General features: G+C 58.1%; 22 protein-coding genes and 1 pseudogene. 6 read left to right on the forward strand and 17 right to left on the reverse strand.

Translation table 11 applies throughout. The features are described from left to right. Positions 1–55: 55 nt before the first annotated feature. Positions 56–391: pseudogene (locus AC1Q7Q_RS22280) on the reverse strand (SDR family NAD(P)-dependent oxidoreductase); the annotation flags it as partial. Between the two features lie 102 nt (positions 392–493). On the opposite strand from AC1Q7Q_RS22280, the gene AC1Q7Q_RS22285 reads away from it, so the two are divergent. Together AC1Q7Q_RS22285 and AC1Q7Q_RS22290 are read left to right on the forward strand one after the other, a co-directional pair. Further along, complete coding sequence (locus AC1Q7Q_RS22285) at positions 494–1366, forward strand: LysR family transcriptional regulator (protein ID WP_492371102.1); 873 nt, start codon at positions 494–496, stop codon at positions 1364–1366. A gap of 791 nt (positions 1367–2157) precedes the next feature. Continuing rightward, a complete protein-coding gene (locus AC1Q7Q_RS22290; RefSeq protein WP_492371103.1) occupies positions 2158–3072 on the forward strand; it encodes an alpha/beta hydrolase in 915 nt (304 codons plus the stop codon). A 126-nt stretch (positions 3073–3198) separates the two neighbouring features. Here AC1Q7Q_RS22290 and AC1Q7Q_RS22295 read toward each other — a convergent pair whose 3' ends face one another. The 15 genes from AC1Q7Q_RS22295 to AC1Q7Q_RS22365 all read right to left on the reverse strand — a co-directional run bounded on the left by AC1Q7Q_RS22295 (position 3199) and on the right by AC1Q7Q_RS22365 (position 18826). Continuing rightward, positions 3199–4197 (reverse strand): Bug family tripartite tricarboxylate transporter substrate binding protein, encoded by a 999-nt coding sequence (locus AC1Q7Q_RS22295; RefSeq protein WP_492371104.1) that lies wholly within the window; start codon positions 4195–4197, stop codon positions 3199–3201. A gap of 101 nt (positions 4198–4298) precedes the next feature. Continuing rightward, a complete protein-coding gene (locus AC1Q7Q_RS22300; RefSeq protein ID WP_492371105.1) occupies positions 4299–5342 on the reverse strand; it encodes a 2,5-dihydroxypyridine 5,6-dioxygenase NicX family protein in 1044 nt (347 codons plus the stop codon). Between the two features lie 390 nt (positions 5343–5732). Next, positions 5733–6716 (reverse strand): LysR family transcriptional regulator, encoded by a 984-nt coding sequence (locus AC1Q7Q_RS22305; protein WP_492371106.1) that lies wholly within the window; start codon positions 6714–6716, stop codon positions 5733–5735. A 129-nt stretch (positions 6717–6845) separates the two neighbouring features. Next, positions 6846–7955: a porin gene (locus AC1Q7Q_RS22310; protein ID WP_492371107.1), complete on the reverse strand. Its 1110-nt coding sequence runs from the start codon at positions 7953–7955 to the stop codon at positions 6846–6848. A gap of 89 nt (positions 7956–8044) precedes the next feature. Further along, positions 8045–9019, reverse strand: coding sequence for a Bug family tripartite tricarboxylate transporter substrate binding protein (locus AC1Q7Q_RS22315; RefSeq protein ID WP_492371108.1), 975 nt, complete (start codon positions 9017–9019; stop codon positions 8045–8047). A 53-nt stretch (positions 9020–9072) separates the two neighbouring features. Beyond that, positions 9073–10035: an NAD(P)-dependent oxidoreductase gene (locus AC1Q7Q_RS22320; RefSeq protein ID WP_492371109.1), complete on the reverse strand. Its 963-nt coding sequence runs from the start codon at positions 10033–10035 to the stop codon at positions 9073–9075. Then, positions 10025–10804 carry a class II aldolase/adducin family protein gene (locus AC1Q7Q_RS22325; protein WP_492371110.1) on the reverse strand — a complete coding sequence of 260 codons (780 nt, stop codon included), beginning with the start codon at positions 10802–10804 and terminating at the stop codon, positions 10025–10027. The genes AC1Q7Q_RS22320 and AC1Q7Q_RS22325 overlap by 11 nt, the downstream gene beginning before the upstream one ends. 123 nt (positions 10805–10927) lie before the next feature. Next, on the reverse strand, positions 10928–12349 hold the full coding sequence (locus AC1Q7Q_RS22330) for an MFS transporter (RefSeq protein ID WP_492371111.1): 1422 nt from the start codon (positions 12347–12349) through the stop codon (positions 10928–10930). Positions 12350–12417: 68 nt separating this feature from the next. Beyond that, on the reverse strand, positions 12418–13575 hold the full coding sequence (locus AC1Q7Q_RS22335) for an FAD-dependent monooxygenase (protein ID WP_492371112.1): 1158 nt from the start codon (positions 13573–13575) through the stop codon (positions 12418–12420). Positions 13576–13597: 22 nt separating this feature from the next. Continuing rightward, positions 13598–14377: a maleate cis-trans isomerase family protein gene (locus tag AC1Q7Q_RS22340; RefSeq protein ID WP_492371113.1), complete on the reverse strand. Its 780-nt coding sequence runs from the start codon at positions 14375–14377 to the stop codon at positions 13598–13600. Positions 14378–14379: 2 nt separating this feature from the next. Next, positions 14380–14865 (reverse strand): acyl-CoA thioesterase, encoded by a 486-nt coding sequence (locus AC1Q7Q_RS22345; protein WP_492371114.1) that lies wholly within the window; start codon positions 14863–14865, stop codon positions 14380–14382. Next, complete coding sequence (locus AC1Q7Q_RS22350) at positions 14862–16565, reverse strand: AMP-binding protein (protein WP_492371115.1); 1704 nt, start codon at positions 16563–16565, stop codon at positions 14862–14864. Before AC1Q7Q_RS22350 ends, AC1Q7Q_RS22345 begins: the two co-directional genes overlap by 4 nt. A 14-nt stretch (positions 16566–16579) precedes the next feature. Beyond that, entirely contained in the window at positions 16580–16855 is a 276-nt protein-coding gene (locus tag AC1Q7Q_RS22355) for a hypothetical protein (protein WP_492371116.1), read from the reverse strand. After that, positions 16852–17508 (reverse strand): VOC family protein, encoded by a 657-nt coding sequence (locus AC1Q7Q_RS22360; protein WP_492371117.1) that lies wholly within the window; start codon positions 17506–17508, stop codon positions 16852–16854. The genes AC1Q7Q_RS22355 and AC1Q7Q_RS22360 overlap by 4 nt, the downstream gene beginning before the upstream one ends. 34 nt (positions 17509–17542) lie before the next feature. Next, positions 17543–18826, reverse strand: a complete 1284-nt coding sequence (locus AC1Q7Q_RS22365; RefSeq protein WP_492371118.1) for an alpha/beta fold hydrolase — start codon at positions 18824–18826, stop codon at positions 17543–17545. Positions 18827–19025: 199 nt separating this feature from the next. On the opposite strand from AC1Q7Q_RS22365, the gene AC1Q7Q_RS22370 reads away from it, so the two are divergent. Continuing rightward, entirely contained in the window at positions 19026–19754 is a 729-nt protein-coding gene (locus tag AC1Q7Q_RS22370; RefSeq protein WP_492371119.1) for a TetR/AcrR family transcriptional regulator, read from the forward strand. 128 nt (positions 19755–19882) lie between these two features. Here the strand turns inward: AC1Q7Q_RS22370 and AC1Q7Q_RS22375 are convergent, their stop codons facing one another. Further along, a complete protein-coding gene (locus AC1Q7Q_RS22375; RefSeq protein WP_492371120.1) occupies positions 19883–20641 on the reverse strand; it encodes a DUF6884 domain-containing protein in 759 nt (252 codons plus the stop codon). Between the two features lie 465 nt (positions 20642–21106). Here AC1Q7Q_RS22375 and AC1Q7Q_RS22380 point away from each other — a divergent pair, with 465 nt between their 5' ends. The 3 genes from AC1Q7Q_RS22380 (at position 21107) to AC1Q7Q_RS22390 (ending at position 22669) form a co-directional block, all read left to right on the forward strand. Beyond that, positions 21107–21394 (forward strand): helix-turn-helix domain-containing protein, encoded by a 288-nt coding sequence (locus AC1Q7Q_RS22380; protein ID WP_492371121.1) that lies wholly within the window; start codon positions 21107–21109, stop codon positions 21392–21394. Between the two features lie 368 nt (positions 21395–21762). After that, positions 21763–22197, forward strand: coding sequence for a hypothetical protein (locus AC1Q7Q_RS22385; RefSeq protein ID WP_492371122.1), 435 nt, complete (start codon positions 21763–21765; stop codon positions 22195–22197). Between the two features lie 130 nt (positions 22198–22327). Beyond that, positions 22328–22669 (forward strand): hypothetical protein, encoded by a 342-nt coding sequence (locus AC1Q7Q_RS22390; RefSeq protein ID WP_492371123.1) that lies wholly within the window; start codon positions 22328–22330, stop codon positions 22667–22669. Positions 22670–22704: the final 35 nt, after the last annotated feature.

Here is a 22704-nt window from a genome sequence, read left to right on the forward strand (position 1 = left end):
TCGGCGCGATGGCGCGCAGGATGACCATCCGGTTCAAGTAGCTGACGGCCAGGTCGCGCTCGATGCCTTCCACCGTTTCCTGGCGCTGCGGCGCCGCGAAGATGCCGGTGGTGAAGATCACCATGTCCAGCGTCTGCGCCGGCAGTTCCGCGGTGACACGCTGTGCCTCGCGCATCAGGCTCAGGTCGGCCTGGATGAACTTGATCCCGGGTACCCCGGCATCACGGAAGGTCTGCCCTACGACCACAACGTTGGCACCGAGCGACGCCAGATGCCGGCTCAGGGCACGGCCGATACCGCCGGTGCCGCCGATGACGGCAATCTGCTTTCCTTCGACATCCCGGGCGAAGGCATCGGTGCGATGCCATGCCACGCGCTTGTCCCGCTTCATGACGACTTCCTCTGATTTCGGATGGAGGAATCATCCATCGTTTCTCCTGCGGGATAAATATGGTATTTTGGATAACATTGATCCACCAATGGAGCAATTAGTATGGAGCTGCTGAACGACATGGCTTTGTTCGTGGAGGTCGTCAAAGCCAAGGGCTTTCGCAGTGCTGCGGAGGCGATGGGAGTGCCGAACTCGACGCTGTCGCGGCGAATCAGCGGATTGGAGAGGGCGATCGGGCTGCGCCTGCTGCATCGCACGACACGCAAGATCGAACTGACCGAAGCCGGCCAGATATACTTCGAGCGCTGCAAGCGCATCGTTGATGAAGCCCGGCTGGCACATGAGCAGCTTGGCGAAATGCTCGCCCAGCCCAGCGGCGTGTTGCGCGCTTCGTTGCCGGTGGATTTCGCGGTGACCTACCTGGCGCCCCTGATCGCCGAGTTTGCCGGCCTCTATCCCGGCATCACCTTTGATTTCGACCTGACGCCGCGACGGGTCGACCTGGTCAGCGAGCCCTTCGACGTGGCGATCCGCATGGGGGAGTCAGAAGACTCGCGACTGATCGCACGCACGCTGGCCTCGCTGACGCCTCACCTCTACGCCTCGCCGGGCTACCTTGAACGATCGGGCGAGCCAATCAAGCCCGCCGACCTGGCGCAGCACGAGTGCCTGGGCATTCTGAAGGCGGGCTCGTGGACGTTGCGGGACGGGAAGCGGACCGCCACGGTGTCGTTGGGTGGGCGGTTCACGCTCAACAGCGTTGGCATGAGCCGCCGCCTGGCAACGCTAGACATGGGCATCGTCCTGATGCCGGAGGAAATCGTCGCTGATGAACTGGCCAGCGGGAAGCTGCGCCGCATCATGCCGGCATGGCACGGCGCGCCGATGCCCGTCTATGCCATCACCGAGACCCGTCTGCTGCCGGCGAAGACGCAGCGCTTCATCGAGTTCCTTCGGAAGCGGTTAGGGCAGTAGCTCGGGCGTCCTGCGCGTATCCATACCTAGGGCTATCTCCCCCGATCACAACACGTTTCGAGGACGAACGTGAGCGAGAAGGTTGCGGAAATCGTTGTCGAAGTTCTCGAACAAGCGGGCGTAAACCGCTGCTACGACATCGTGGGCGACACGCTACCTCGCTGGGAGCTGAGTCGCAACTGAATCAACCACGTGCCTGTGCACGATCTGCGCATAGTTGCGACCTACGCATAGGAGTCGCCATGCAAATTTCTGCATAGCGACCCTGAACAGCCGACCGCCTTCGCGCGACCGCGAGGACTGCTTCCAGAGGTAAAGGCGCCGTTCGCTCCAATTTAGTCCGACAACCAAGCTGGCCAAAAAATCGCGATAGCAATCTCTATCGCGACTTCCATGCCCGGTCCCACGTTGGCTCATCTTGGTGAACAAATTATCGTTTCTAAACAAATCTCGGGCAAGAATCTCGGCGTCCACAGCGCTTCAGGCGGCCAGTTGCAGGTAGTTTGCGTCCGGGCTCTCGCCGCCGTCCGTTCGAGCAGCGCCGCGGCGAAGCCAGCCGAGCGGGCTTGTCGATCCGTCAAATCCGTGCGCAGGTCGGTACACGGGCCGGCGCAACTCCGCAACGCAGTACCACACACGTCCGCCTTGGGCGTCATCGTGGGGTTATCACCAGCCAAGCGCGAGCCGCATGACGTACCCGTTAAAATATTGACTGTATAGTAAAATCACCATATTCTCGAAGACGTGGCACCTGTATAGCCATCAATACTGTCCTACTATCCGCCGCTCCGATGCATACCACCATCCATCCCAAATTTGGCTCTACCGACGGTTGCGACTTCGCAAAGTCCAATGCGCAAGTACGTGAGGCCCTGGCCATCGGCAAACCAATGAACTTCGAAGAGACCGTCGCCGCGCTCGCTGACCTGCAGTGTTCTAATGGACACATGGCAGTGATCGAACGTGACATCGCCTACGGTTCTCATGCTCGCCAGACGTTTGACTGGTTTCAACCGGCTGACTTAGCTGAATCGTCAGCGGATACTGTGCTGCTTTTTGTCCATGGCGGCGGCTTTGTACGAGGAAGCAAACGAGAGCCAAACAGCCCCTTCTACGACAACATTGGTGTTTGGGCGGCTGCGCACGGAATGTGTGCGGCAACGATGAACTATCGGCTGGCGCCCGATCATCCTTGGCCTGCCGGTGGCGAAGACGTTCTCAGTGCAACCGCAGCGTTATCGGCTCACGCGCAACGTGTTATTGGTCGCGTACCACGCATCTTCCTGATGGGGCATTCTGCGGGCGCCGTGCATGTGGCAACGGCGATTACGCTTCAACCGGCGCCTTCCGAGGTCGCGGCATGCATTCTGGCCTCCGGATTCTACGACAACACGGTTGAGACCCCAAGCGCGGCATATTTTGGCGTGGACCCTGAGAAATTCGAAAGCCAGTCCAGTCTCACAGGGCTTTCATCTTCGGATATGCCGCTGTTCCTCATCGTGGGAGAAAACGACTTCTCCAGCTTGCAACGCGACGCTGTTGCCGTCCTGTCTGGACGTGTCCGGGCCAACAAGCCACTGCCCCAATTCCTCGTTGTAGATGGCAGCAACCACTTCAGCCCGGTGCTACTCCTGAACAGTGTGGTAGATTCTGTTGGGCCGCGTTTTCTGGAATTCATCGGACGCGTTGCTTCCTCGCGAGATTGAAAAAGGAAGCCTTGCCGCGAATCGCAGTGGCGGTGACTGCGATGCGCGGCAAGGCCGCAAGAGCACTCAGCTAAAAATCCGACTATCGAAATGGGGTGAGGGCCACCGGATTGGTGAGGACCACACTTAATCCAGTGAAATTCCTGATCGCTTGACAATTTCTGCATAGCGTCGTGTGTCTGCGTCCACAGCTTTGGTGATTTCGGTCGGTGAGCCGATCCATGGCTCAAAGCCAAATCCAAAACCACTGCCCTCGAGACGCTCCCGAACTTGGGGGTCTGCCATAGTTTTTGCGACACCAGCCTGAATGCGATCGATAACCGCTTTGGATGTTCCCTTGGGTGCGTAGAGCGCAACCCAAGTGCTGAGTTCGAAGCCTGCAGGGCCACCCGCTTCGGCTACCGTCGCTACATCGGTATAGCCGGCAAGCCTTGTCGGGCCAGCGTATGCAAGAAGCTTGATCTTCTTGGCCTTGTATAGTGGCGCAACAGTTGCCGCGACGCCGAAAGCCCAATCCACTTCGCCTGTGGAAACTGCCGTGTAGAGCTGGCCAAGCTCCTTGAACGGTACGTGCGTCATTTTTGTCCCGGTCGCGGATTCGAGCATCGCCGTACCAACATGGCCAACGCTGCCGATGCCCCAAGTGCCATATGTCATCCTTCCGTTCTTCGCCTTGGCCGCCGCAAGTAGATCGCTAACATTCCGCCACGGAGAATCGGCGCTCACCACAATGAAGAACTTGACCTTGTACAGCGGCGCCGCAGGCTCGAAATCTCTTACCGGATCGAAAGGCAACTTCGTGTAGAGATTTGGCTGAAGCGTCATGTGAGTTGCATCGACCGCGATCAACGTGTGCCCATCAGGGGGGGCTCGCTTGACTTCGTTCAATGCAAGCCATCCGTTTGCGCCGGGCTTGTTGTCGATGAGAACCGGCTGTCCCCATTCTCGCGATAGCTTTTCGCCAACTTGGCGTAGCACGGAATCTACTCCACTTCCGACAGAATACGGCAATACAACTCGAACGGGCTTCGTCGGGAAAGGTGTTTGCGCGGCAGCGTGTCCGGCGGTCGCCACAGCCAACAACACGGCAATCCTGCACATTTTCTTAATAAATTCTGTCTTCATGGGAATCTCGTTGTTTTGAGGTATTCGGATCGCAATCTCAGCGAGCCCTGTGGCGTAGAAGTGAAAACAAGGCAGCCTCGATGGCTGCCCATAGTATTGCGTTACACTTTCATTTCTGGATCGATGATCTTTCCGTCCTGAATCACAGTGCGGCCATCGAGCATGACAGTGCATCCCAGCAACGGCATGTCGATGTGCCCCTTTGTCTTGCGCTTGTGTGACGGCCCTGTCGAGAACAGATAACTGCCCGGTAAGCCACGAACTGCGGCTACCAAGTGATCCATCTTGTGCTCGAAGTTCACCACGTCGTGGTATGAAGAATTAGGATTCATGCCCCAACCCAGGTGCGAAACAGCGTAGGGATCAAGGTCTTCTTTCGAGGTCTTGCACTCATCGAGCCAGGCTCGGAAAAGGTGTGCATCAAGACCGCCGGTTATATTCCGTACAAAGCCCTCACGAATGTCCACCTTGATCTCGCTTTGCACGATTCTCATGTAGGGAAGCGCCCAGATGTCGCCGGGTTGGATGACCACAGTTCCGTTCGCCGATCCATCAACCGGGAATGCACCCATCATGCACTGGCCCCACTCATCCATGTGGCCCGGCTCGTCCGCCGCCCCGTAGTGACAGAGACTCGGAGCGCCATGGTCAACGTCATAGGAGAAATCCGTACCAGCAACACTGGTAACACGAATGGTCTTGGTGGCATCAACCTGCTTTCGAGCGGCGAGCGCAACGCGCTTGAAATCCTCGTTGCCCTGGAGCTTCAGTAACATCCATGGCACGTCCAAGATGTTCAGGATGCGCCCACCGGATTCGCGGACGGCACGCTCCCAGCCCGAGAAAAATCCAACAACGAACGACACTACAAGATCAACCCGTTTAAAGGCCTCGAGAAGACCAGGGGCCTCATACGGATTGGCACCCACATAGCGCACATCCGGGCCGCTGGGCACGTGGACTTCGTAACTGGCGCTGCCAAGACTGGTGCAAGCTGCAAGTCCAGCATCAACGATTTCCCGCGGGCTGGAATCATCCGTCAGGAACAGCACCGTTTCCGTGGGCTTCAGCTTGCAGTATTGAAGCTGTTTGATGAAAGCCGGCACAACGGCGGCGGACGACATTTTGGATTCGAAAGTCAGCATTTACTGCTCCTGCATTATAGAGCTATGTAAAAATCCATCGTTTTAAACCGTAAAAAGTTTTTCTGAACGCTTGGATTTATGAGAAGTGATATTGATTTAATTGTGTCGCCCGGATCCTGTCTGTCGGCACGCTCACCCAAATCACTATTTCATGGTAGATGGCTTCCTGCAGATTGAATAATGTTGCATTGACATGACGGTTATCAAAAATTCGTATAACAATCGCCAATCTAATAATGACAGATTTTACAAAAATAAGAATGACACCAATTTTCTTTAACTTAGGTTAAAGTGACGGAGCTACTTCGACTCCCCAATGGATTCTCCGAAGAGTGGGAATCCAGAAAGGGAAGAATGATTCGACGCAACAATATGCGGAAAATTGGCCCTTCACAGTAAGGCTGTTTCAGATACAGTTTGCGGTTGCGTCGACTTGCTCGGAATTGTGAGGGAGGACGAAGGTGCTGAAACAAGCTCAGCGCCGAACCACAATTTCTCCTGCCGGCTGAACATACTGGTGATCAAATGCTTGGCCGCCCGCACCGCTTCTGAATGAGCACGGGCCTCGTTCTCGTGCAATGACCATGTGGCGTACAACCCCTTGAGCGGCGCCCAGGTCAAACTCTCGGGATTTGCATAGCCCTGTAAGGAGGATGCAGGTGTGATAGCGATGCCTAGGCCGACCCTTGCGCACTCTATGCAAAGGTCCTGGGTAAATGGCTCGAACAGCATTCTCATTCGCATTCCCTTGCTGATGAAGGCTTTCTCAACATGTTGCCGCAAGACATTTGCTCGTCCCGGCATGATCAACGCCGCCTCGCTGAGCGTGGTCAACGACAATTCTTCGGTGGGCTGGAAGCCGGCTGTCACATTGCCAATGGCGATCATCGGCTCACGGACCAGTGGCGTCTGGGCGCATCCATCAAGTGCCAACGGCTCGAACGGCATAATGCACAAGTCAAGCGTCCCTGCGGCAAGATACTCCCGCAAGGTATTGCTGACCCCGTCATGAATCCTCACCGCTACGCCCGGATATTGCCTGACAAACTGTGCAATGAACGAAATGGTAAATACGTGCTTCCACGCTTGCGGCAACCCAATGGTCAGGTGACCGGCGGCCATTTGCCCGACCTCTTCTTTGATCAGGGAAAACTGACCAAGTAAGGGGCGCGATCTGTCAGCGAGCAGGTGTCCCGCCTCGGTGAGCGTCACGCCGTCCCGTCTGCGCGTGAAGAGGCAAGTCCCAATCTGATGCTCGAGCGACGCAATGTTGCGCGACAGCGCAGGCTGCGACAACCCCAAGTCCGCCGCGGCGCGGTTGATACTACCGAGTTCGGCCACACGCAGAAAATATTGCAGGGAAGCGAGATCCATAGCGGGTATCCTAGGCAGTGTAGATGGTTGTACAGGGTTTCTGGCCGGCGACCGGACATACGAACGAAGGAGATGTCTGTTCCGCGCGAGCGTCCGGGTACCAGCACGAGGCTACCGGCAAGTAGCCTGCTAGAAGACCTGCTTGACCCCGATCATGGCGCCAAACTGATTGCCGCCAGGGCCAGGGTTGTAGCCTGCCTGCCCGATATTGACGGACAGTGCGGACTGTCCGCTATTGACGATATATCCCACTGTGCCATACACAGAGGTTCGCTTCGAGAACAGGTATGTGCCCCGAGCGGCGAGCATCCAAGCTTTGTTCGCATTGTTATGGTACTTCTGATAGAAGGCTTCGCCGTCGACGTTGAACGACGGCGTCACGGGATAGGAAGCGCCGAAATAAAAGAGGTCGCTGATTGGCGTCGGGATTCCTTCATTGTCGCGACGTAGCCAACCGCCGCCGATCTTCGCCTGTCCCAACATGAAGTACCCGTTTACCGATAGACGATCGTCAGTCAGTGAGCTACTTGTGAGGCCACCAAATGCGCCCGGTCCCCCACGCTGCGAGTCGTAGGCGACCCCCACGCTCCATGTAGCCGCGTCGTACTTCAGAAGAGCAGACCATTCCCGGCATGCCCGAGAATCAGATGGGAGTTCTCCAGCGCAATTTGTACCAGCCGGGCTCGGACCCGCATTCACAACGTCCCGTCCGAAGCTATAGGTGGCACCGGCGGTTAGCCCCCCAAAGGTCCCCTTATAGGAGACGGTGTTATCAGATCGTGCATTGGGAATGCCAGTGTCGAACGATGAAGACCCGAAAATATTGGGTCCAAGCATATCCGGTTCCGCCATCGCCCAGAACAGCATGGTGGATTGCCGACCGAATGCAACTTGACCCCATTGCCCAGAGAGTCCGATCAATGCTTGGCGACCGAAAATGCGACCGCCCTGGCCGGAAACACCCGTATCCGTGCCGAAACCCGACTCCAGCCAGAAGATCGCCTTATTGCCTCCACCAAGATCTTCGCTTCCCCGCATCCCCCAACGGGAAGGTACTGTTCCGGTAAGGTTCGGAACGAAGGCAGCCGAGTTTCGGTTCGCGCCGACCCCATTTACCCAGGCGACACCAGAGTCGACTACACCGTAGAGGATGACGTTGCTCTGGGCTTGTGCCAGCGAGGGGAATATCGTCAATGGCAGCAAGGCCGCGGGGATTGCTAACAGTCGCTTTAGGTTCATCTTTATCTCCTCCAAATGGCTTTTATATTTTTGAACCAATGACCCATCGAAAAATCGACGAGATACAACCAGGAACAATAGCGAATAATCTAGTCAAGCTGAATGCGCAGCGACTTTATGACAGGCGCCCAGTACTTGCGGTCTGTTTCAATCAGTCGATCCAAGAATCGGGCGTCACCAAGCATCGGCTGCATGCCTGCCTTCTTGAATGCAGCCTGCACTTCCGGATCGCGCAGGGAAGCTTGAAGTGCTCGGTTGAGTCGATCAACCGTCGGATGTGGTATGCCGGCCGGAACGGCAATCGCCTGCCACGCATAAATGTCAAAGTCGGGGATCCCGGCTTCGATCATTGTGGGAACGTCAGGTAAGGCTTCGAGCCGTTCCTTTGTCGTGGTTGCGAGGATACGGAAACGTCCCGTGCTCACCTGCGAAATCGCCGTTGCCAGGTCGATGAACATCACGGGAACTTGTCCAGACAGAAAATCCTGCAGCGCAGGTGCCATTCCTTTGTAAGGAATGTTCCCGATATCGAAATTTCCCTTCTCCTTGAATAGCTCCATCATTAGATGGTTGGGATGGCCGATGCCTCCCGACGCATACTGAAGCTGGTTCTTCTTGGCATACGCGACCAGCTCCTTGACCGACTTCACCTGTAGAGAGGAATTGACGGCGAGCAGGAAGGGAATCTTGGCCACCGGCCCCACAGACACAAAATCCTTCTGCGGGTTATAGATCAGCTTCTTGTAGAGCATCTGATTAAATACGAGCTCGCCATTTCCTAGGCTTCCGAACGTGTATCCATCCGGAGCGGCCCGGGCAACAGCACTCGCTCCGACAATCCCTGCGGCTCCGGCACGGTTTTCCACGACGACAGCCTGACCGAGTTGATCGGACATCTTTCGTCCCACGGTGCGTGCCAGGAAATCGATACCTCCGCCTGGCGGGTAACCAACAATCCACGTCAGAGGCTTCATCGGATAATCGGTCTTCTCGGCGAAGACAGCCGCCGGAAAGGCAAGGGTGAGCGACACCAGCACGAGTGATACTCGTTTGACAGTAAGCACCTTGAATGTCTCCTTTTGGTGGTGGACCAGTCTCTTCTGGTCTCGTATTCGGCTTAATTGACTAGGTACGGTATTCGTAAGCCTTTACAGGCACAGTCGGCGTTCTCTGCTGCCATTCGCGACAGCGCATTGAAGGATTCCTGAGTGTGGCCAAGGGCATGGGGCGTCAATATCGATGCCTCGCCGAGTTCCAGGGCGGCGGTCTTGGTTGGCGGTTCGCTTGTAAATACGTCCAGTCCGACCGCTCTGATGCGGCCGGACTGAACCTCGTCTGTCAATGCCTGTTCGTCAATAAGCTTGCCGCGCGCGGTGTTCACTACAATAGCGCCGTCCGGCAGCATGGAAAGATGTTCCCGATCAAGGAACATCTCTGTCTCCGGGGTCAGCGGCAAATGCAAACTGACGATGTTGCTGTTGCGCAGCAATATCTCGAGGGGAACGCATTTCACCTTTTCTTCCTCGTACTGCCTGCCTCGATCGAACGCCAAGATCTCAACACCCCATGAGGTGAGGCGCCGAGCGACTCCACGCGCGGTCCGGCCGAATCCAAGGAGACCAATAGTCTTTCCCATCAGTGTTCGGCCTGTGGGTCGCGCCGGCCGACTCCAATCATTGTCGAACTCGCGCATGCGGGTACGCAGATCGAAAGAACAAGCCAAGATGAGCAGAACAGTAGCTTCGGCCATGCTTTCAGAGGTCTCGATAGCTGGGCTGTTCGCAACGTGGATTCCGCGACTCTTTGCTTCGTCGATATCAATGGCGTCCGTGCCGATGACAGCGGAGACAATGGCTTTGAGCCGTGGCATCCGATCCATCAAACGTCTGTCAAACCGTACGGACACGCCGCAGACGACCACCTCGCCTGTGTCAAGCAGGCTTGCCGACGCGCAAATGAATTCCTCCGGCGTGACCAGCACAGGGGCATAGCCGCGTAGCATCAGTAACTGAGTCACATCCTCGGGAATGCACCCTAGAATCGGGTCCCGGATGACGATGAGGCGTTGATCACGTGTCATAGCCAGGCAGCTCGCGATTCAGACGGCGGAGCATTGCCGGCCATTCGCGATGGCCGAGCGGAACGACATCTTCGGAGTGAATACGAGCCGTAGTCTCGGCCAGCGCCGCGCTAGGTTGTTTCAGCTTGACTTGTGTGGCCATGGCATCGAGCTGCGTCACGCATGCTCGCTGCAGATAGGACATGCGTACAAATGCCTCTGCGATCGTATGCCCGGCGGTAAGCAGACCATGGTTATGGAGAATCATGGCGCTATGGGACCCCAGATCAGCGATCAGGCGCTCGCGTTCGGCAAGGCCGAGAGCAGGGCCTTCGTACTCGTGATAGCCGAGACGGTCATGGAACAACATCGCATGCTGCGACAGCGGCAGCAGCCCACATTCGAGCATCGATACTGCGATTCCTGCATTTGTATGCAGATGCATCACACAATTCAGATCGTGTCGCGCGGCGTGTACAGCACTGTGGATGGTGTACCCGCCGCCATTCACCTCGGCCGCAGCATCTCCGACGATGGCACCATCCAGGTCCACCTTCACAAGGCTGGAGGCATTAATCTCTTCGAATGCAAGTCCGAACGGATTGATGAGGAAATGCTCGTCCTTCCCGGGCACACGCACAGTGATGTGGGTGTAGATGAGATCATCCCAGCCCTCGAGCCGTGCCAGCCGGTAGGCCGCAGCAAGGTCCACCCGGACCCTCCATTCTTCCGGACTGACCTCATAACCTGGTTGATTTTCTTTCGGACGCAGAGCAATAGAAGTGTTCATGGCAACTCCAAGTAAATTGGCAACTAAGGCTTGTCGAAGGCGTTGATCAAAGTCGTGCGGCCTTGGCCGGCGTCGCTATCAACGCGCCCCTTCATCGATGACTACTGGGATGTCGGTTCTTTGCTATCGCGTTTGGCCAGCAGTGGCAGCCAATGCTCGTTCGCGTGCTGGTGCGAGATTGTCAAGCGTCTTGTTCACGCGCTGCATGCGCCCTGTCTGAAAAATGCCGACTGCCGCGACAGTCGCCGGTATCGCCAGTAGAAGGTAGAGGGTGCTATTACTCCAGCCGGCCGACAACATGAGGGCGCCGCCGAGAGATCCTGTAATGGCTCCGACGCGCCCGATCCCGAGTGCCCATGCCACACCGGTTGCACGGCTCGAAGTTGGGTAGAAGGCGGACGCCAACACATTCGCGCACACCTGTGATCCGCTTACACAAAAACCGGTAACAAAGATTGCCACAGCCATTGCCAGAGGCGTAACCGTCGAAGCAAGACAGGCGACCGCGACTCCACCAAGAACAAACGCAACAGCCACCACAACATATGGGTCGAACCGGTCCAGGAGCACACCAAGCGCGATTGCGCCAACCACTCCACCGCCCTGTAGCAGCCCCGCAAGCATTGACGCATCCTTGAGCGAAAGTCCGCTGCGCTGTACCAGAATCGGCAGCCAGTTGATCATCAGGTAGAGCAGTAGCAAGCTACAGAAGAACGATAGCCATAGCCACAGTGTCCCGTTTCGGTAACGCGGCCCGAACAGTTGGGCAACTGGAGACCCCGGGTCCTCCGGCTCGTCGGCGATGTACTGCTGATTGTCTTCGATGCCGCGCGGATTGATGCGTTTCAGGATGGCCGCGATCCGGCGTTGCATGCCGTCTCGCGTCGCCAGATACCGCACGGATTCTGGCAATGCCAGGGCCAGGACCGGCACTAGCACAAGTGGGAGTAGGCCGCCCATGGCCAGTACCCCTCGCCAGCCTACATTGTCGATCAGATGGGCTGTGACCAGGCCGCCAACCGCAGAGCCCAAGGAGAACCCACAGAACATCACCGTCAACAACGTGCCTCGGCGGTGAGAAGGACTGAACTCTGCTGTCAATGTAATGGCATTTGGCATCGCGCCACCCAGTCCGAGCCCGGTGAGGAAGCGCAGAGCGATCAATGTGGCAATGCCCGGTGCCACCGCGGAGGCCGCACACGCAGCACCGAACCAGGCCACCGAGAGGATCAGTACACGACGTCGGCCGATGCGGTCCGCCAATGGCCCACAGAGGAAGGCGCCAGTCATTAGACCTAACAGGCCAGCGGAGAACAGCGGCCCCAACGCAACCATGGACAACGACCATTCGCTACGGATATGAGGGGCGAGGAACCCAATGATTGCGATATCGAAGCCGTCCAGCGCAACAATCAAAAAGCACAGAAGAATGATGCGGAACTGCACGCGCGAGAGCGGTGCCGCATCGATGAATTCACGCACGTTGAGGGTGGTGCGTGACAGGGCTGAGCCTGCCGCTTTGCGGGGGATGAAGGGGGCGCTCATTTTGTCTCCTAGTCGTGATGGATGTGCAGCCGCTATGCTGCGGCTTGCGCGTCCAACCATTTGTGTCGCTATGCGGCGGCCGGATCGGCTAGTGGCTTGGCAAAGCCGCCGGCCTCCACCCGCGCGATGAATTCCGGATCCCGCTTGCGTAGGTCTTCGTAAGAAACCCTGCCGGTGCGAAGCATGTAGTCATACGCGAATGCGACTGGATCCATTTCCATCTTTTGGGCTACAGACTCATACCAGTCCAGACTTCTGCGTGCCGCGTCCTGGAACTTTGCGGATGCGTCGCGGCGGCTTTCCTCGAAGGCTCGGAACGCTGCAGGCACGTCCTCACGATGGGCACAAACCGCATCACACAAAGCAATGGCGTCTTGCATTGCCATGCGTGTTCCCGAACCCAAGGAAAAATGCACGCTACGGAGTGCGTCGCCCAGCAGGACTACGTTTCCATAGGACCAATGCTCGTTTTGCACGACGCTTGCCTGGAACCAATTCGATCGATTGCCCAGAAGAGGCTGACCGCCCAGGTCGTCGGCAAATACCTTTTCGCAGAATGCGCGGCTTTCGTCCTCCGTCGCCTTATCCAGTCCCGCACGCTGCCAGGTATCGGGATCCACCTCGACAAGGAACGTCGACAGCGACTCGCTGTACTGATAAGCGTGCGCGATGAAGACGCCATACTGGGTCTCGCGGAAGATCAACGAGACAGGATGGAACAGGTGGTGAGTACCATACCAAGCAAATTTGTTACGACGGATATCGAAGCTTGGCTTGAAATGTCCCGCAAGTCGGGTTCTGACATCACTGTTGACGCCGTCAGACGCGACCACAATGTCAGCGTCCGGGAACTCGGAGGGATCAGTGACATTGCTGCCATAGATGATTTCGACTCCCGCCTCCGAGCAAGCTTCCTGCAGGACACGCAACAAGTCGATGCGCGATGTGCGCGAGAAATGGTTATTGCGCAGTTGGACTGGCACCCCTTTGTGGACGACCTCCATATGGTCGCAATGCTGATGGTGTGCCGTGAATTTCTCGAAGAAGGCAGGGTCTGCGTCCTTCAGGAAGGACAATGCAATATCGGAGAAAACGACACCCCAGCCATAGGTGGCACCCGCCTGGTTGCGCTCATGCACGACTATGCGGTCTTCGGGATGCCGTTGTTTGAGCAACAGGGATAGGAAGAGGCCGGCGGGCCCGCCTCCGATAACGACGACATTCATAATATTCCTCTGTAATGCAGATTCAGGCGTAACGGGCTGAGACTTCTTCGCTCTTCGGGGCAAGTAGAGCACCGGCATTCGGTACGGTCGCCGCAAGACCGAGATGCTCCAGCATCTGGCGGACCGTGCAAACAGCGGTCGAAGTAACAGGCAGCCCGATCATGTCCTGCGCGGCCTGGATGGCAGGGAGCGAGGGCATCTGGACGCACGCCGACAAAACGACCGCGTCGGCGTCGGCGGTGTTCAGGCGTTTCACATCGTCAAGCAGCGCCATGGGATCGCGACGTCCAACTTCGAGGTTGTCCGGAATCTCGAAGGAAATTGCATCAAGGACTTCAATGCCCTCGTGTTCGATGTAGTTGACGACTGCCTCGGTCAATGGCTTCATATAAGGCGTCATCAGTGCGATGCGACGCGCCCCCATTGCTTTCAGGCCCGCTACGAGAGCCCCCGCCGAGGTCATGACAGGGGCTGCACAGTGATTCTCGCGTGCTATGCGCAGAAGGTCCTGCTCCACTTGACGGTGATAGCCTGGACCCATTGCCATGATCGCAACAAGGCAGGCGGTACTCATCACGTCGACGCGCGCGTCCGCAAGCTCGGCAGCACAACGCAGGCCTTCACGATTCATGGCTTCCAGCTCTTCTCGTACCACGCGATGCATGCGCATCCGGCTGGAATGGAAGGTGAAACGTTCTGGCAGAATCTCTTCCCGCGCGCGGAGCATCGCCGGGATCTCGGTTTCCATCGTGGTGTTGGAACTGGGCACGATCTGCCCGATGCGGTAGGTGCGGGTGGTCATTATTAAGCCTTCGCAATCTGTTCGGTGGATGAGGCCTCCCGGCAGGCACGCTGATACTCTTGCAGTGCCAGCCTAAGAGCTGCAGGAAGTGGAATCCCTTCGCGTGTCCCTCGACGAACACAGATTGGTGTCAGTCGAGCAACGAAAGCGATCGCTCCTCCCTCGCTCATGCGCGCTGTCATAGCGAGGGTGTAGGTGCGGGAGCCGATGGATTCGACCGATACCTCAATGTCAAACAATTCATCGGGCCACAATGAACGGCGAAAATCGAACTCCAAGGCACGGGTGGGCGTTCCGAATCCGAGCTCGTCCTTGGTCCGCTGCGGACGTCCATCGAAAAGGTATTCATAGAACAGTTCGGCCGCTGAGATCGCGTACTCTGAGAAGGTCGGCGTGTAGACCACGCCCGCAGGGTCGCATTCCCCCCATTTGACGCGACGACGGACTGAGAGTGGCACACAGTTCAGTACGAATTCAGTGCTTGTCATGCGGACGTCCTTGCAACTGCGCGAGGCTCGGCTTCCTGCTCGAGCTTGCGGGCGATCATCGTCCGGAGCGCGCTCTTGTCGACCTTGCCCACACGGGTAACCGGAAATTCATCAACCACTTCAATGCGTTCAGGGCATTTGAACTTGGCCAACCCCTGTTCAACCAGGAATGCAGCTAGTTCTAACAGGGTTGGGGCCTCATGATCTGCCCGCAGGATGAGGTACACGCACCCCTTTTCTCCGTACACAGGATCCGGCATCGGGACAAGCTTGGCGTCGGCAACAGCAGGGTGTCGACTTACAAAAGCCTCGACCTCTTCGGAACCGATCTTTTCGCCACCACGATTGACATTGTCGCGAAGGCGGCCTTCAAAAGCGAAGCAGCGAATGCCTTCAATGAAGTGCTCTGTGACCAGATCGCTCGAACGGACGAAGCCGTCTGCAGTTACGGTTTGGGCCGTCGCTTCGGAGGCCTTGAAGTACCCGCGTAGAGTCGACGGGCCACGGAAGCAGAGTTCACCCGGTGTGCCCGGCGTCTGAGCGTCATCGGTGCCTGGCACCAGCACGCGAATCTCATCGTCCTGACAACCAGAAAGGCCTTGTGTTTGGTGTCGGACCGCAGCGGGAAGCTTTGCTCCAGCGCCCAATAGCAATCCTTCGGTGGTGCCATACAGGTTAAAACACGGTACACCGAGGTGAGTCTCGAGAGCACCCGATCGGGTCATCGTGCCGAATAGCTCGAGTGATGACAGATCATGCTTGCGGACGTCCGTATATGCGATCATCTGCGGTGCAACAGGTCCGACCGACATGCCATGCGTGACGCGATGAAGCTCAATTAGGTCAAGCATCCGGGGGATGTCCACCCGCGGCATGAGCACCGCGGACATGCCTGCGGCGATAACCGGGACGAACACATAGACTTGGCCGGCATTGTGCAGGAGAGGCAGTGACCAGATAGCCCGACTGTGTTCGGTCTGCCCGAGCAGGCGCATGCAAGCCAGGGCGTGACCGATGTACTCCGCGTGAAAGCGCGGAATGATCTTGGGCACGCCGGTAGTGCCGCCAGAGAGTTGGAAGCTCAGTACATCGCCGCTACCAATCAACACCTCGGCTAGCACTTCCCGGGCTTTTGCATAGGGAACCGCTTCTATCAGGGCGTTTAGACCATGTTCCTTGTGCGTCCCCTGGTCGGTGCTCGGTTCGCCCCGCGCCACGACCAGATGCTGCAATGACAGATGGCGTTGCGCCATCGTGCGCGCGAACTCGCATAGGTCGAAAGCACTGAAGTCAGCTTGAACGAAATACGCACGCGGCTCGGACTGATCGGAGAGGTGACCGATCTCCACTTCACGGTATTGCGGGACCGCACAAACCGGAACTACGCCTGCCTTGTAGCAGGCCATCAGTGCAACGACCGTTTCGATCGTGGTGCCCATCTGGAAGATGGCCCGATCGCCGGGATTCAGGCCCAGCAGATGCAGCGCAGCACCGAGTCGCTCACTTTGCTCGTCGAGTTCCCGGAACGTAATGGATCGTTCATCGCTGATGAAAGCGAGGCGGTCTGGCGCGCGCAGCGCCACCTTGCGCAGTGCGTTTCCAAGTGTGTCGTCTATCCACGCTCCACTTGCGACATATTTTTTCGCGTCGGCGTCGCCACAGTATGCGACGCCTTCGATGGGGAAATGCTTGAGTGTCATGTTTGCCTCTGCCGTCACACTGATTCGCGACGACGACGTGGTGCAATGCGCACGGTGTCTCGGCCAAACTCTTCGATCGTGCCGTCGATTCCTCCGGTAAAGAGGCCATACCACACTGCGGGCTTCAGGCCCAGCGCGCGCCGACCAAATTCGAGAGGCTCGCTCGCTGAGATCACCGTATAGTCGCCGACATTGCTGATCTGGCATGCAGGCATTCCGCGGGCCGCTTCTTTGAGTGACGCGAACTCGGGAACGTTGAGGACAAAGATGCGCAGGACGGGCTTGCTCATGCTTGACATTCCCCCTGGGAAAGCTCCAGGCTGCAGCCAAGGATTTCAGCTTTCCTCACCCAGATGTCGTCGATCGAGGTCACGCGCGATTGCTTGGCGCGTGCTTCATCCTCGAGCTGGATTGCGGCAGTCAACGTTGCATTGGCGTCGCGTGTGTCCAATGGCTCGAGTGGTCGCAGTTTGCGCGTGATCTCGATGAAGTATCCGTTCGGATCGCGGAAGTAGATCGATTCGATGACCTCGTGAGCTGTTTCAGCCGACACTACAACCCCGCGAGCCTCGAGTCGTGCTTTCCACGCCAATAGTTCTTCCTGCGTGTCGACCAGCCAAGCTGTGTGGGTGGCGTCAAAAACATGGTCGTCCGGGAACGGCGCACGAGCAGCGCGACCTTCAAGCGCTTCTGGTTCGTTACTGCCCAAATAGTAGAAGAACGCAATGGTGCTGCCATTGCCACTGTCGAAGAAGAAGTGCAGGAAGTCCGGATGCGTGGCCGGACCCCAGCCGCGCGCCGAGATGGTGTGGATCAGTGGAAGCCCGAGCACGTCACGATAGAACGTCACCGTTTCCTTCAGTCGCCACGTAGGCCGGGCAGTGTGATCAACCCCGTGCAAGCGCAGTTGGGCAGCATCCTGCGGGGAGGTGTTTGCATGCATCGTTGTGTCTCCAAATCAAACTGGGTCGATTGCGTTAGTGCGAGAAGGTTTCGCGCAGCCAGTCCTGCAGCAGACGGCCTGCCACGTAGCGGCCTGGTTCTTCCCCCTTGGCCAGCGAGCGGCCGTGATGGTCGCCACGAACGCGCCGGTGTTGCTTTTGCGTCGTACCAATGCTGTTGAAGATGTCGGCAACCACCGTCGGAAAACACGCTTGGTCTGCGGTGTATTCGATCAGCAGAGTCGGCTGGTGTATGGAGGGCGCGGTTAGGGAAAGTGCCGCATTCGATGCTTGTCCTGACCAAGTGGACAACCACGCCTCGGGCGAGCAGACCCGGCCAAAGCCGACCGAACCATAGTTGGAGGCGTACGGATCCGAGCCCCACAACGATCCATACCTACGATCGGAGGGGTCCAGCGAGAGATCAAAGCAACGCAGATCTGCATCGGTGCGCCAGACGGTGAACAGTTGCGTATGGGCAGCGCGCCTCCTCACCGCTTCACTGACGGTTGCAGGATTCCGTTTCACCTGATCGCGGGCGTCCATGCGCTCGGCGATCATCAACTTGGCTAGCTCGTCGATTCGCTGGACGCGGGCAGCTTGGGCGGCGCGGTAACGTGCAACAAAACTAGGCTGATATGTCGAGGACTGAGGAGAGGGCGCGGAGCCATTTGCTGCCGAAAATGCATCGAGCTCCGGGTCAACTGAGAGGGGATCCCTCTCGTCTGTCACCGCGGGGTCAATACAACCCTGCAGTAATGCGCCTTGTCCAGGATGCGGTGCGACAAACACAAAGCCGTCCACTGCCGGCAGTAAAGCGGTTGCAAGCTTTGTTGGTCGGCCGCCTGGTGTTCTTGCGATACGAGCGTCCGGCGCGGCATTGGACTGCTGCACATAGAGGCTATACAGACCACTACCCCCGGAGTTGCCCAGCAGCACGATACGGCGAAAACCTGCTTCGCGTAGGAAACGCACACCAGCCGCTACATCGTAAAGCGCAAACTCGTGCTCCAGCCGTTGGTCGTTACCCACGGAGCGCGGCGACTGGGACCATGCAGCGTAGCCCGCTTCGACAATGTCAGGAATCAGGTAGTGGCAGGCCATGAATTCCCGCGGGTGCATGATGCACACCACCGTGTCAGGCTGGCCCATCGCATAGAGCGAGCCGCCCGTTGCTGCACCGTCTTCGGTGCGTAAGACGACATTGCGCGTAACAGTACCCGGCGGGACATCCCGGGGGTTCCAGTCTGTATTCAGAAAGCCTGCAATGGGCCCCGAGGCCGCAGCCATGGCTGTGCGGGGCGTCTGGGAACTTGTCATCGTCTACTCCGTTTTTTTACAGAATAGTCCATTTTTCGACGCGAGAGTAAACTTTTCGTCGATAGCGCATAAAGTGTCTAATAATCCACGTCTAGTGCACTGATAACCCGACCAAGCGGCGCGAGAGTGGCGCCCAACCCGGCGTATGCTTTATCGTGTAGGGCTTCTCGACGCATGCGTCAAAAAAATCTGGATACCCATGGCTAAGACACAGACCAAGAGCGACGCACAGCGGGACTCGATTCTGGAGGTGGCAACTCGTCTCTTCATCGAACGCGGCTTCGATGGCACCGGGTTGAATGACATCGCTGATGCATTAGGGGTTAGCCGTCCGGCGTTGTACTACTACTTCAAGAGCAAGGAAGGCATCCTGGAAGAACTGACGACGTCGGTAACGCGTACGGCTGCGCACCTTGCAACCGAAGCCGTGCCGGAAGAAATGCGAACACCGTCTGGCATCCTTCGACATCTGGTCTTGCGTCATGCCACGCTGATTTTGACCCACCCTTTGCAATTCCGGGTTGTAGAGCGCAATGAACACAATCTGCCTTCGAAGCAGCGCAAACTCGCAGAACAATCCCGCCGTGCTGTCCTCGAACAGTTTCGGCACGCCATCGAATTCGGTATTGACCAAGGAAAATTCCGAGTCGTCGACGCCAGGGTTGCAGCGTTCTCCATTATCGGAATGTGCAATTGGACTGCGTGGTGGTTCAATCCCGAAGGACAGGTGTCTATGGAAGATGTAGCCGCACAGATCGCAGACATGGCCCTGAGTTCGGTCGAACTTCCGGCCAACCGCAAGTTGAGTTCCCCAGGGCCGTCGGCGATTCTTCAGTTGCTTCGTGATGACTTGACCTTGCTGGAGCGCAGCCTGGAAACGGTTACATCGGATAAGCACAGGCTTCCGAATAACGATAGCGTGCTATGACCCCTGTATCCCGGCTGAGCTGTAGGCGTTTAGGGGAAATGCTGTGGCAATTTCCATATAGGGTCCCGTTTGAGAGGGGCTTCCGAGTGCAGCGAGGGTGTTGGCTTCCAACTGCAGGTTAATGACTGTCATAGGTTTGGCTGGAGATTCTGCAGGCCGACCCAACGGGAAACGATATGAGAGCGGTTTCCTGTTACTTCCTCGACGTCGACCTCGGCAGTGATACCGCAGAGCCCTTGAAACAGGCCCTTGATGGTCGCCCATCTGGGCGGGATACCTGGCAGGTGCCGATAGGAATGTATAACGCGATCGTTCATGGCGAATTGGCCGGCGCGGCGAAAGTAGGGTTGGTCGTTGGGATGACGCCCGATCTCCTCGGAAAGCTGTACGGCGAGGCTATCGAGATACCGGCCCAACTGCGAGCGCTGCATGCCGATGCCGCCGCTGGCTTCCATGATCGTTGGCAAGCGCTGGATCCCCATGTTTGCAAGCCGCTCGACCGCAGCACGCATCACACGACGGTAGTGCACGCCGCCGGCGAGGAACACGGGGCCAACCTGGTCAGGCCAAGCCGCACCGGCCATCGCGGTGGGCAGATCGGAAATCATGGCTGCCGAGCGATCCGCAGTCATGCGGACATCGTAGGGGGCAATCTCCGCGTCTGGCCGAATGAAGCCGTGTTGCGCGGAGAGAATGATCACATCGGGCTGCGCATCCGCCTGTACGTGAGCGCGGAAGGTCTCATACATGACGCCGCGGTACAGGCCCATGGCCGGAGCAGGGCGATCGAGTTTCGTGGTAGAGCACGCCATGAGGACCAACGGGCGAGCGACGGCCGCGCGGACAATTTCATCAAAGAGGTTGAGCTGGGTGGGATGCGCTGACATCAGGTGACCTACGTGGTGAACGTAGATCCAATCTACAGGGGCCTGCCGGAAGTCAAGGTCGCGGTTCCCGGCGAGGTCAAATGCGCCGACCAGCCTGCTTGCGGTTCCGCGCACCGACAGGCGAGGCCTTGCTACGCGTGTCGCCGACTTCGTGCTCGGTACCTGCATCATATTTCGGGCGGCCACGCATCCGCCCTGGCGGACCCCGCTGGATGAGCGTTGCGGCTCCTCAACCAGTCGTGTGCGCTTCTCTCGCGGTAACGCTTGTTCGGGGGTGGAACGACGGCGTCGCAGCATCAAGCTCTCGCATTCGTTCGCACTGGCGCGAGAGCGGACGTTCTCCGATATAATTTCACTTTCGTGAAATAACGATAGGGCTGTTTGTCTCGCGGCTCTGATCTTCTTGAACTCGATATGCCACGACCATTGCCAGATTCAACCTTGCCATCCCGCGCCGCGATCAAGATGAGCTCCCATCTTGGGGATAGAGTGCGCGCGACTCGCGCTGCCCAGTGCCTACCAATCGATCAGGCCGCCCGAACGTGTGGGGTTTCCGTGGGTATGCTGTCGAAGCTAGAGAACGGGAAGGGTGTTCACCTTGACTATGTTCTCCGCGCTCTAGACGGCTTGGGTTTGACGATGCTGGTCGTTCCTAAGGAGCACGTGCCTCTCCTCGAGCAGGCGGCATCTCATGCGGCACAAGAGGCTAAGGCGTACGAACAAGGGCGGGGCAGGGATCGGGCGTGGGATTAATCGCCGTCGACGCACGTCAGCTCGCACGTAAGGAGCCTGTTCGACGCAATCGCGAGAGGGATTTGAGGAAATCGTCGGATTCTTGCAATTAACCGCCAGCATTAAATGCCACCGTCAAAGGATGTCGGCTCGGCCGGTCCAGCAGCATCAGATAGCGCATGCGCGTGGCGGTGCTGTAACCGAGTGCGTCCGACGATTGATGCCCGCCTTTGCGATGGCAGGGGGAAGATTGGAGCTGCCGACGTGTTCATGCGCGATGCGGGTTGCGCTTGAGGCGGGCATAGCGCGGATAGTGGGCGTCCAGCATCTCTTCTATCGCCTGCCGGCGGTCTCCCTCGTCGGGGTCAGGGGCGCACTTGAGCAGGTTTGTGTCCAATGGCTGTCTGGAAGCCAACGCCCTTGCAGCCAAGCTCGATGGCAACATCTACGGCACGACCAGCCTCGATGCATCCAGCCTCAATCGGCTGGTGCTCGGCACCCCTGCCATCTATGGCTATGACACGGCGGGTGACGTGGCATCGATTCGCGCGGGGGAGTTCATCTGGACGGGCTCGGACGCCGTGCCGGGTGCCGCCATGGCGGGCGCATTGGGCGACGGCAGGCTCGACATCGGTGCCCGATCCATCGTGCTGGGGCAGGAGCACTATGCGCAGGCCAGCGGCACGACGACAGATGCGCGCCTCGTGCGAGGTAGCGCGCGCGGATCGCCGACATGTCCAGGCCCGAGGCGCCGGCGTCCGCCATCAAGGCGATGGCGGCGCCAGGGCGTGTGTCGCCAGGCACGATCGGCCCGATGGACGTGATGCCGCCGCGATCTTCCTGCAGCAGGTTGCTGCCGGCGGAGACTTCCAGCGTGCCGCGGCCTGCGACCTCGAAATTGGCATAGAGGATGTCGCGGCCGGCAGAAACGACCGAGACGTCGTTGGCGTCGGTGTGGACGCCATTGTCGTGGACGGGGGCAACCTGACAGTGGACGGCCATATCGACGCCGCCGGCGCACAGGTCGGCACGATCCGTCTGGCAGCGAAGGGGGATTTGACCATCAACGGTACGCTCGATGCTCACGGCTCGGGATTGCGGGTGGACAGTTACGGCAAGATCATCGACAGCCCGAATCGCGCCATCGTCGACCTGACAGCGCAGAAGGGCATGCTGACGCTGGGCGCGAACGCCCGTATCGCGATCCGGCGAATCGTGCCGACGCCGGGCGGCCTCTGGCAGACCAGCCGGGCCGCGCCGCCAAGACCTACGAAGCAGAACTGGCCGCGTGGCTGAAGGCACGCTACGGATTCGTCGGCGGCACCCCCGAA

It is taken from the genome of Cupriavidus sp. GW823-FHT07A04 (assembly GCF_058794615.1).

Excerpts from the sequence above, each read along its gene's own strand:
- AC1Q7Q_RS22285 (WP_492371102.1), top strand. The coding sequence starts at position 494 with ATGGAGCTGCTGAACGACATGGCTTTGTTCGTGGAGGTCGTCAAAGCC.
- AC1Q7Q_RS22290 (WP_492371103.1), top strand. The coding sequence starts at position 2,158 with ATGCATACCACCATCCATCCCAAATTTGGCTCTACCGACGGTTGCGAC.
- AC1Q7Q_RS22295 (WP_492371104.1), bottom strand. The coding sequence starts at position 4,197 with ATGAAGACAGAATTTATTAAGAAAATGTGCAGGATTGCCGTGTTGTTG.
- AC1Q7Q_RS22300 (WP_492371105.1), bottom strand. The coding sequence starts at position 5,342 with ATGCTGACTTTCGAATCCAAAATGTCGTCCGCCGCCGTTGTGCCGGCT.
- AC1Q7Q_RS22305 (WP_492371106.1), bottom strand. The coding sequence starts at position 6,716 with ATGGATCTCGCTTCCCTGCAATATTTTCTGCGTGTGGCCGAACTCGGT.
- AC1Q7Q_RS22310 (WP_492371107.1), bottom strand. The coding sequence starts at position 7,955 with ATGAACCTAAAGCGACTGTTAGCAATCCCCGCGGCCTTGCTGCCATTG.
- AC1Q7Q_RS22320 (WP_492371109.1), bottom strand. The coding sequence starts at position 10,035 with ATGACACGTGATCAACGCCTCATCGTCATCCGGGACCCGATTCTAGGG.
- AC1Q7Q_RS22325 (WP_492371110.1), bottom strand. The coding sequence starts at position 10,804 with ATGAACACTTCTATTGCTCTGCGTCCGAAAGAAAATCAACCAGGTTAT.
- AC1Q7Q_RS22330 (WP_492371111.1), bottom strand. The coding sequence starts at position 12,349 with ATGAGCGCCCCCTTCATCCCCCGCAAAGCGGCAGGCTCAGCCCTGTCA.
- AC1Q7Q_RS22335 (WP_492371112.1), bottom strand. The coding sequence starts at position 13,575 with ATGAATGTCGTCGTTATCGGAGGCGGGCCCGCCGGCCTCTTCCTATCC.
- AC1Q7Q_RS22340 (WP_492371113.1), bottom strand. The coding sequence starts at position 14,377 with ATGACCACCCGCACCTACCGCATCGGGCAGATCGTGCCCAGTTCCAAC.
- AC1Q7Q_RS22345 (WP_492371114.1), bottom strand. The coding sequence starts at position 14,865 with ATGACAAGCACTGAATTCGTACTGAACTGTGTGCCACTCTCAGTCCGT.
- AC1Q7Q_RS22350 (WP_492371115.1), bottom strand. The coding sequence starts at position 16,565 with ATGACACTCAAGCATTTCCCCATCGAAGGCGTCGCATACTGTGGCGAC.
- AC1Q7Q_RS22355 (WP_492371116.1), bottom strand. The coding sequence starts at position 16,855 with ATGAGCAAGCCCGTCCTGCGCATCTTTGTCCTCAACGTTCCCGAGTTC.
- AC1Q7Q_RS22360 (WP_492371117.1), bottom strand. The coding sequence starts at position 17,508 with ATGCATGCAAACACCTCCCCGCAGGATGCTGCCCAACTGCGCTTGCAC.
- AC1Q7Q_RS22365 (WP_492371118.1), bottom strand. The coding sequence starts at position 18,826 with ATGACAAGTTCCCAGACGCCCCGCACAGCCATGGCTGCGGCCTCGGGG.
- AC1Q7Q_RS22370 (WP_492371119.1), top strand. The coding sequence starts at position 19,026 with ATGGCTAAGACACAGACCAAGAGCGACGCACAGCGGGACTCGATTCTG.
- AC1Q7Q_RS22375 (WP_492371120.1), bottom strand. The coding sequence starts at position 20,641 with ATGTCAGCGCATCCCACCCAGCTCAACCTCTTTGATGAAATTGTCCGC.
- AC1Q7Q_RS22380 (WP_492371121.1), top strand. The coding sequence starts at position 21,107 with ATGAGCTCCCATCTTGGGGATAGAGTGCGCGCGACTCGCGCTGCCCAG.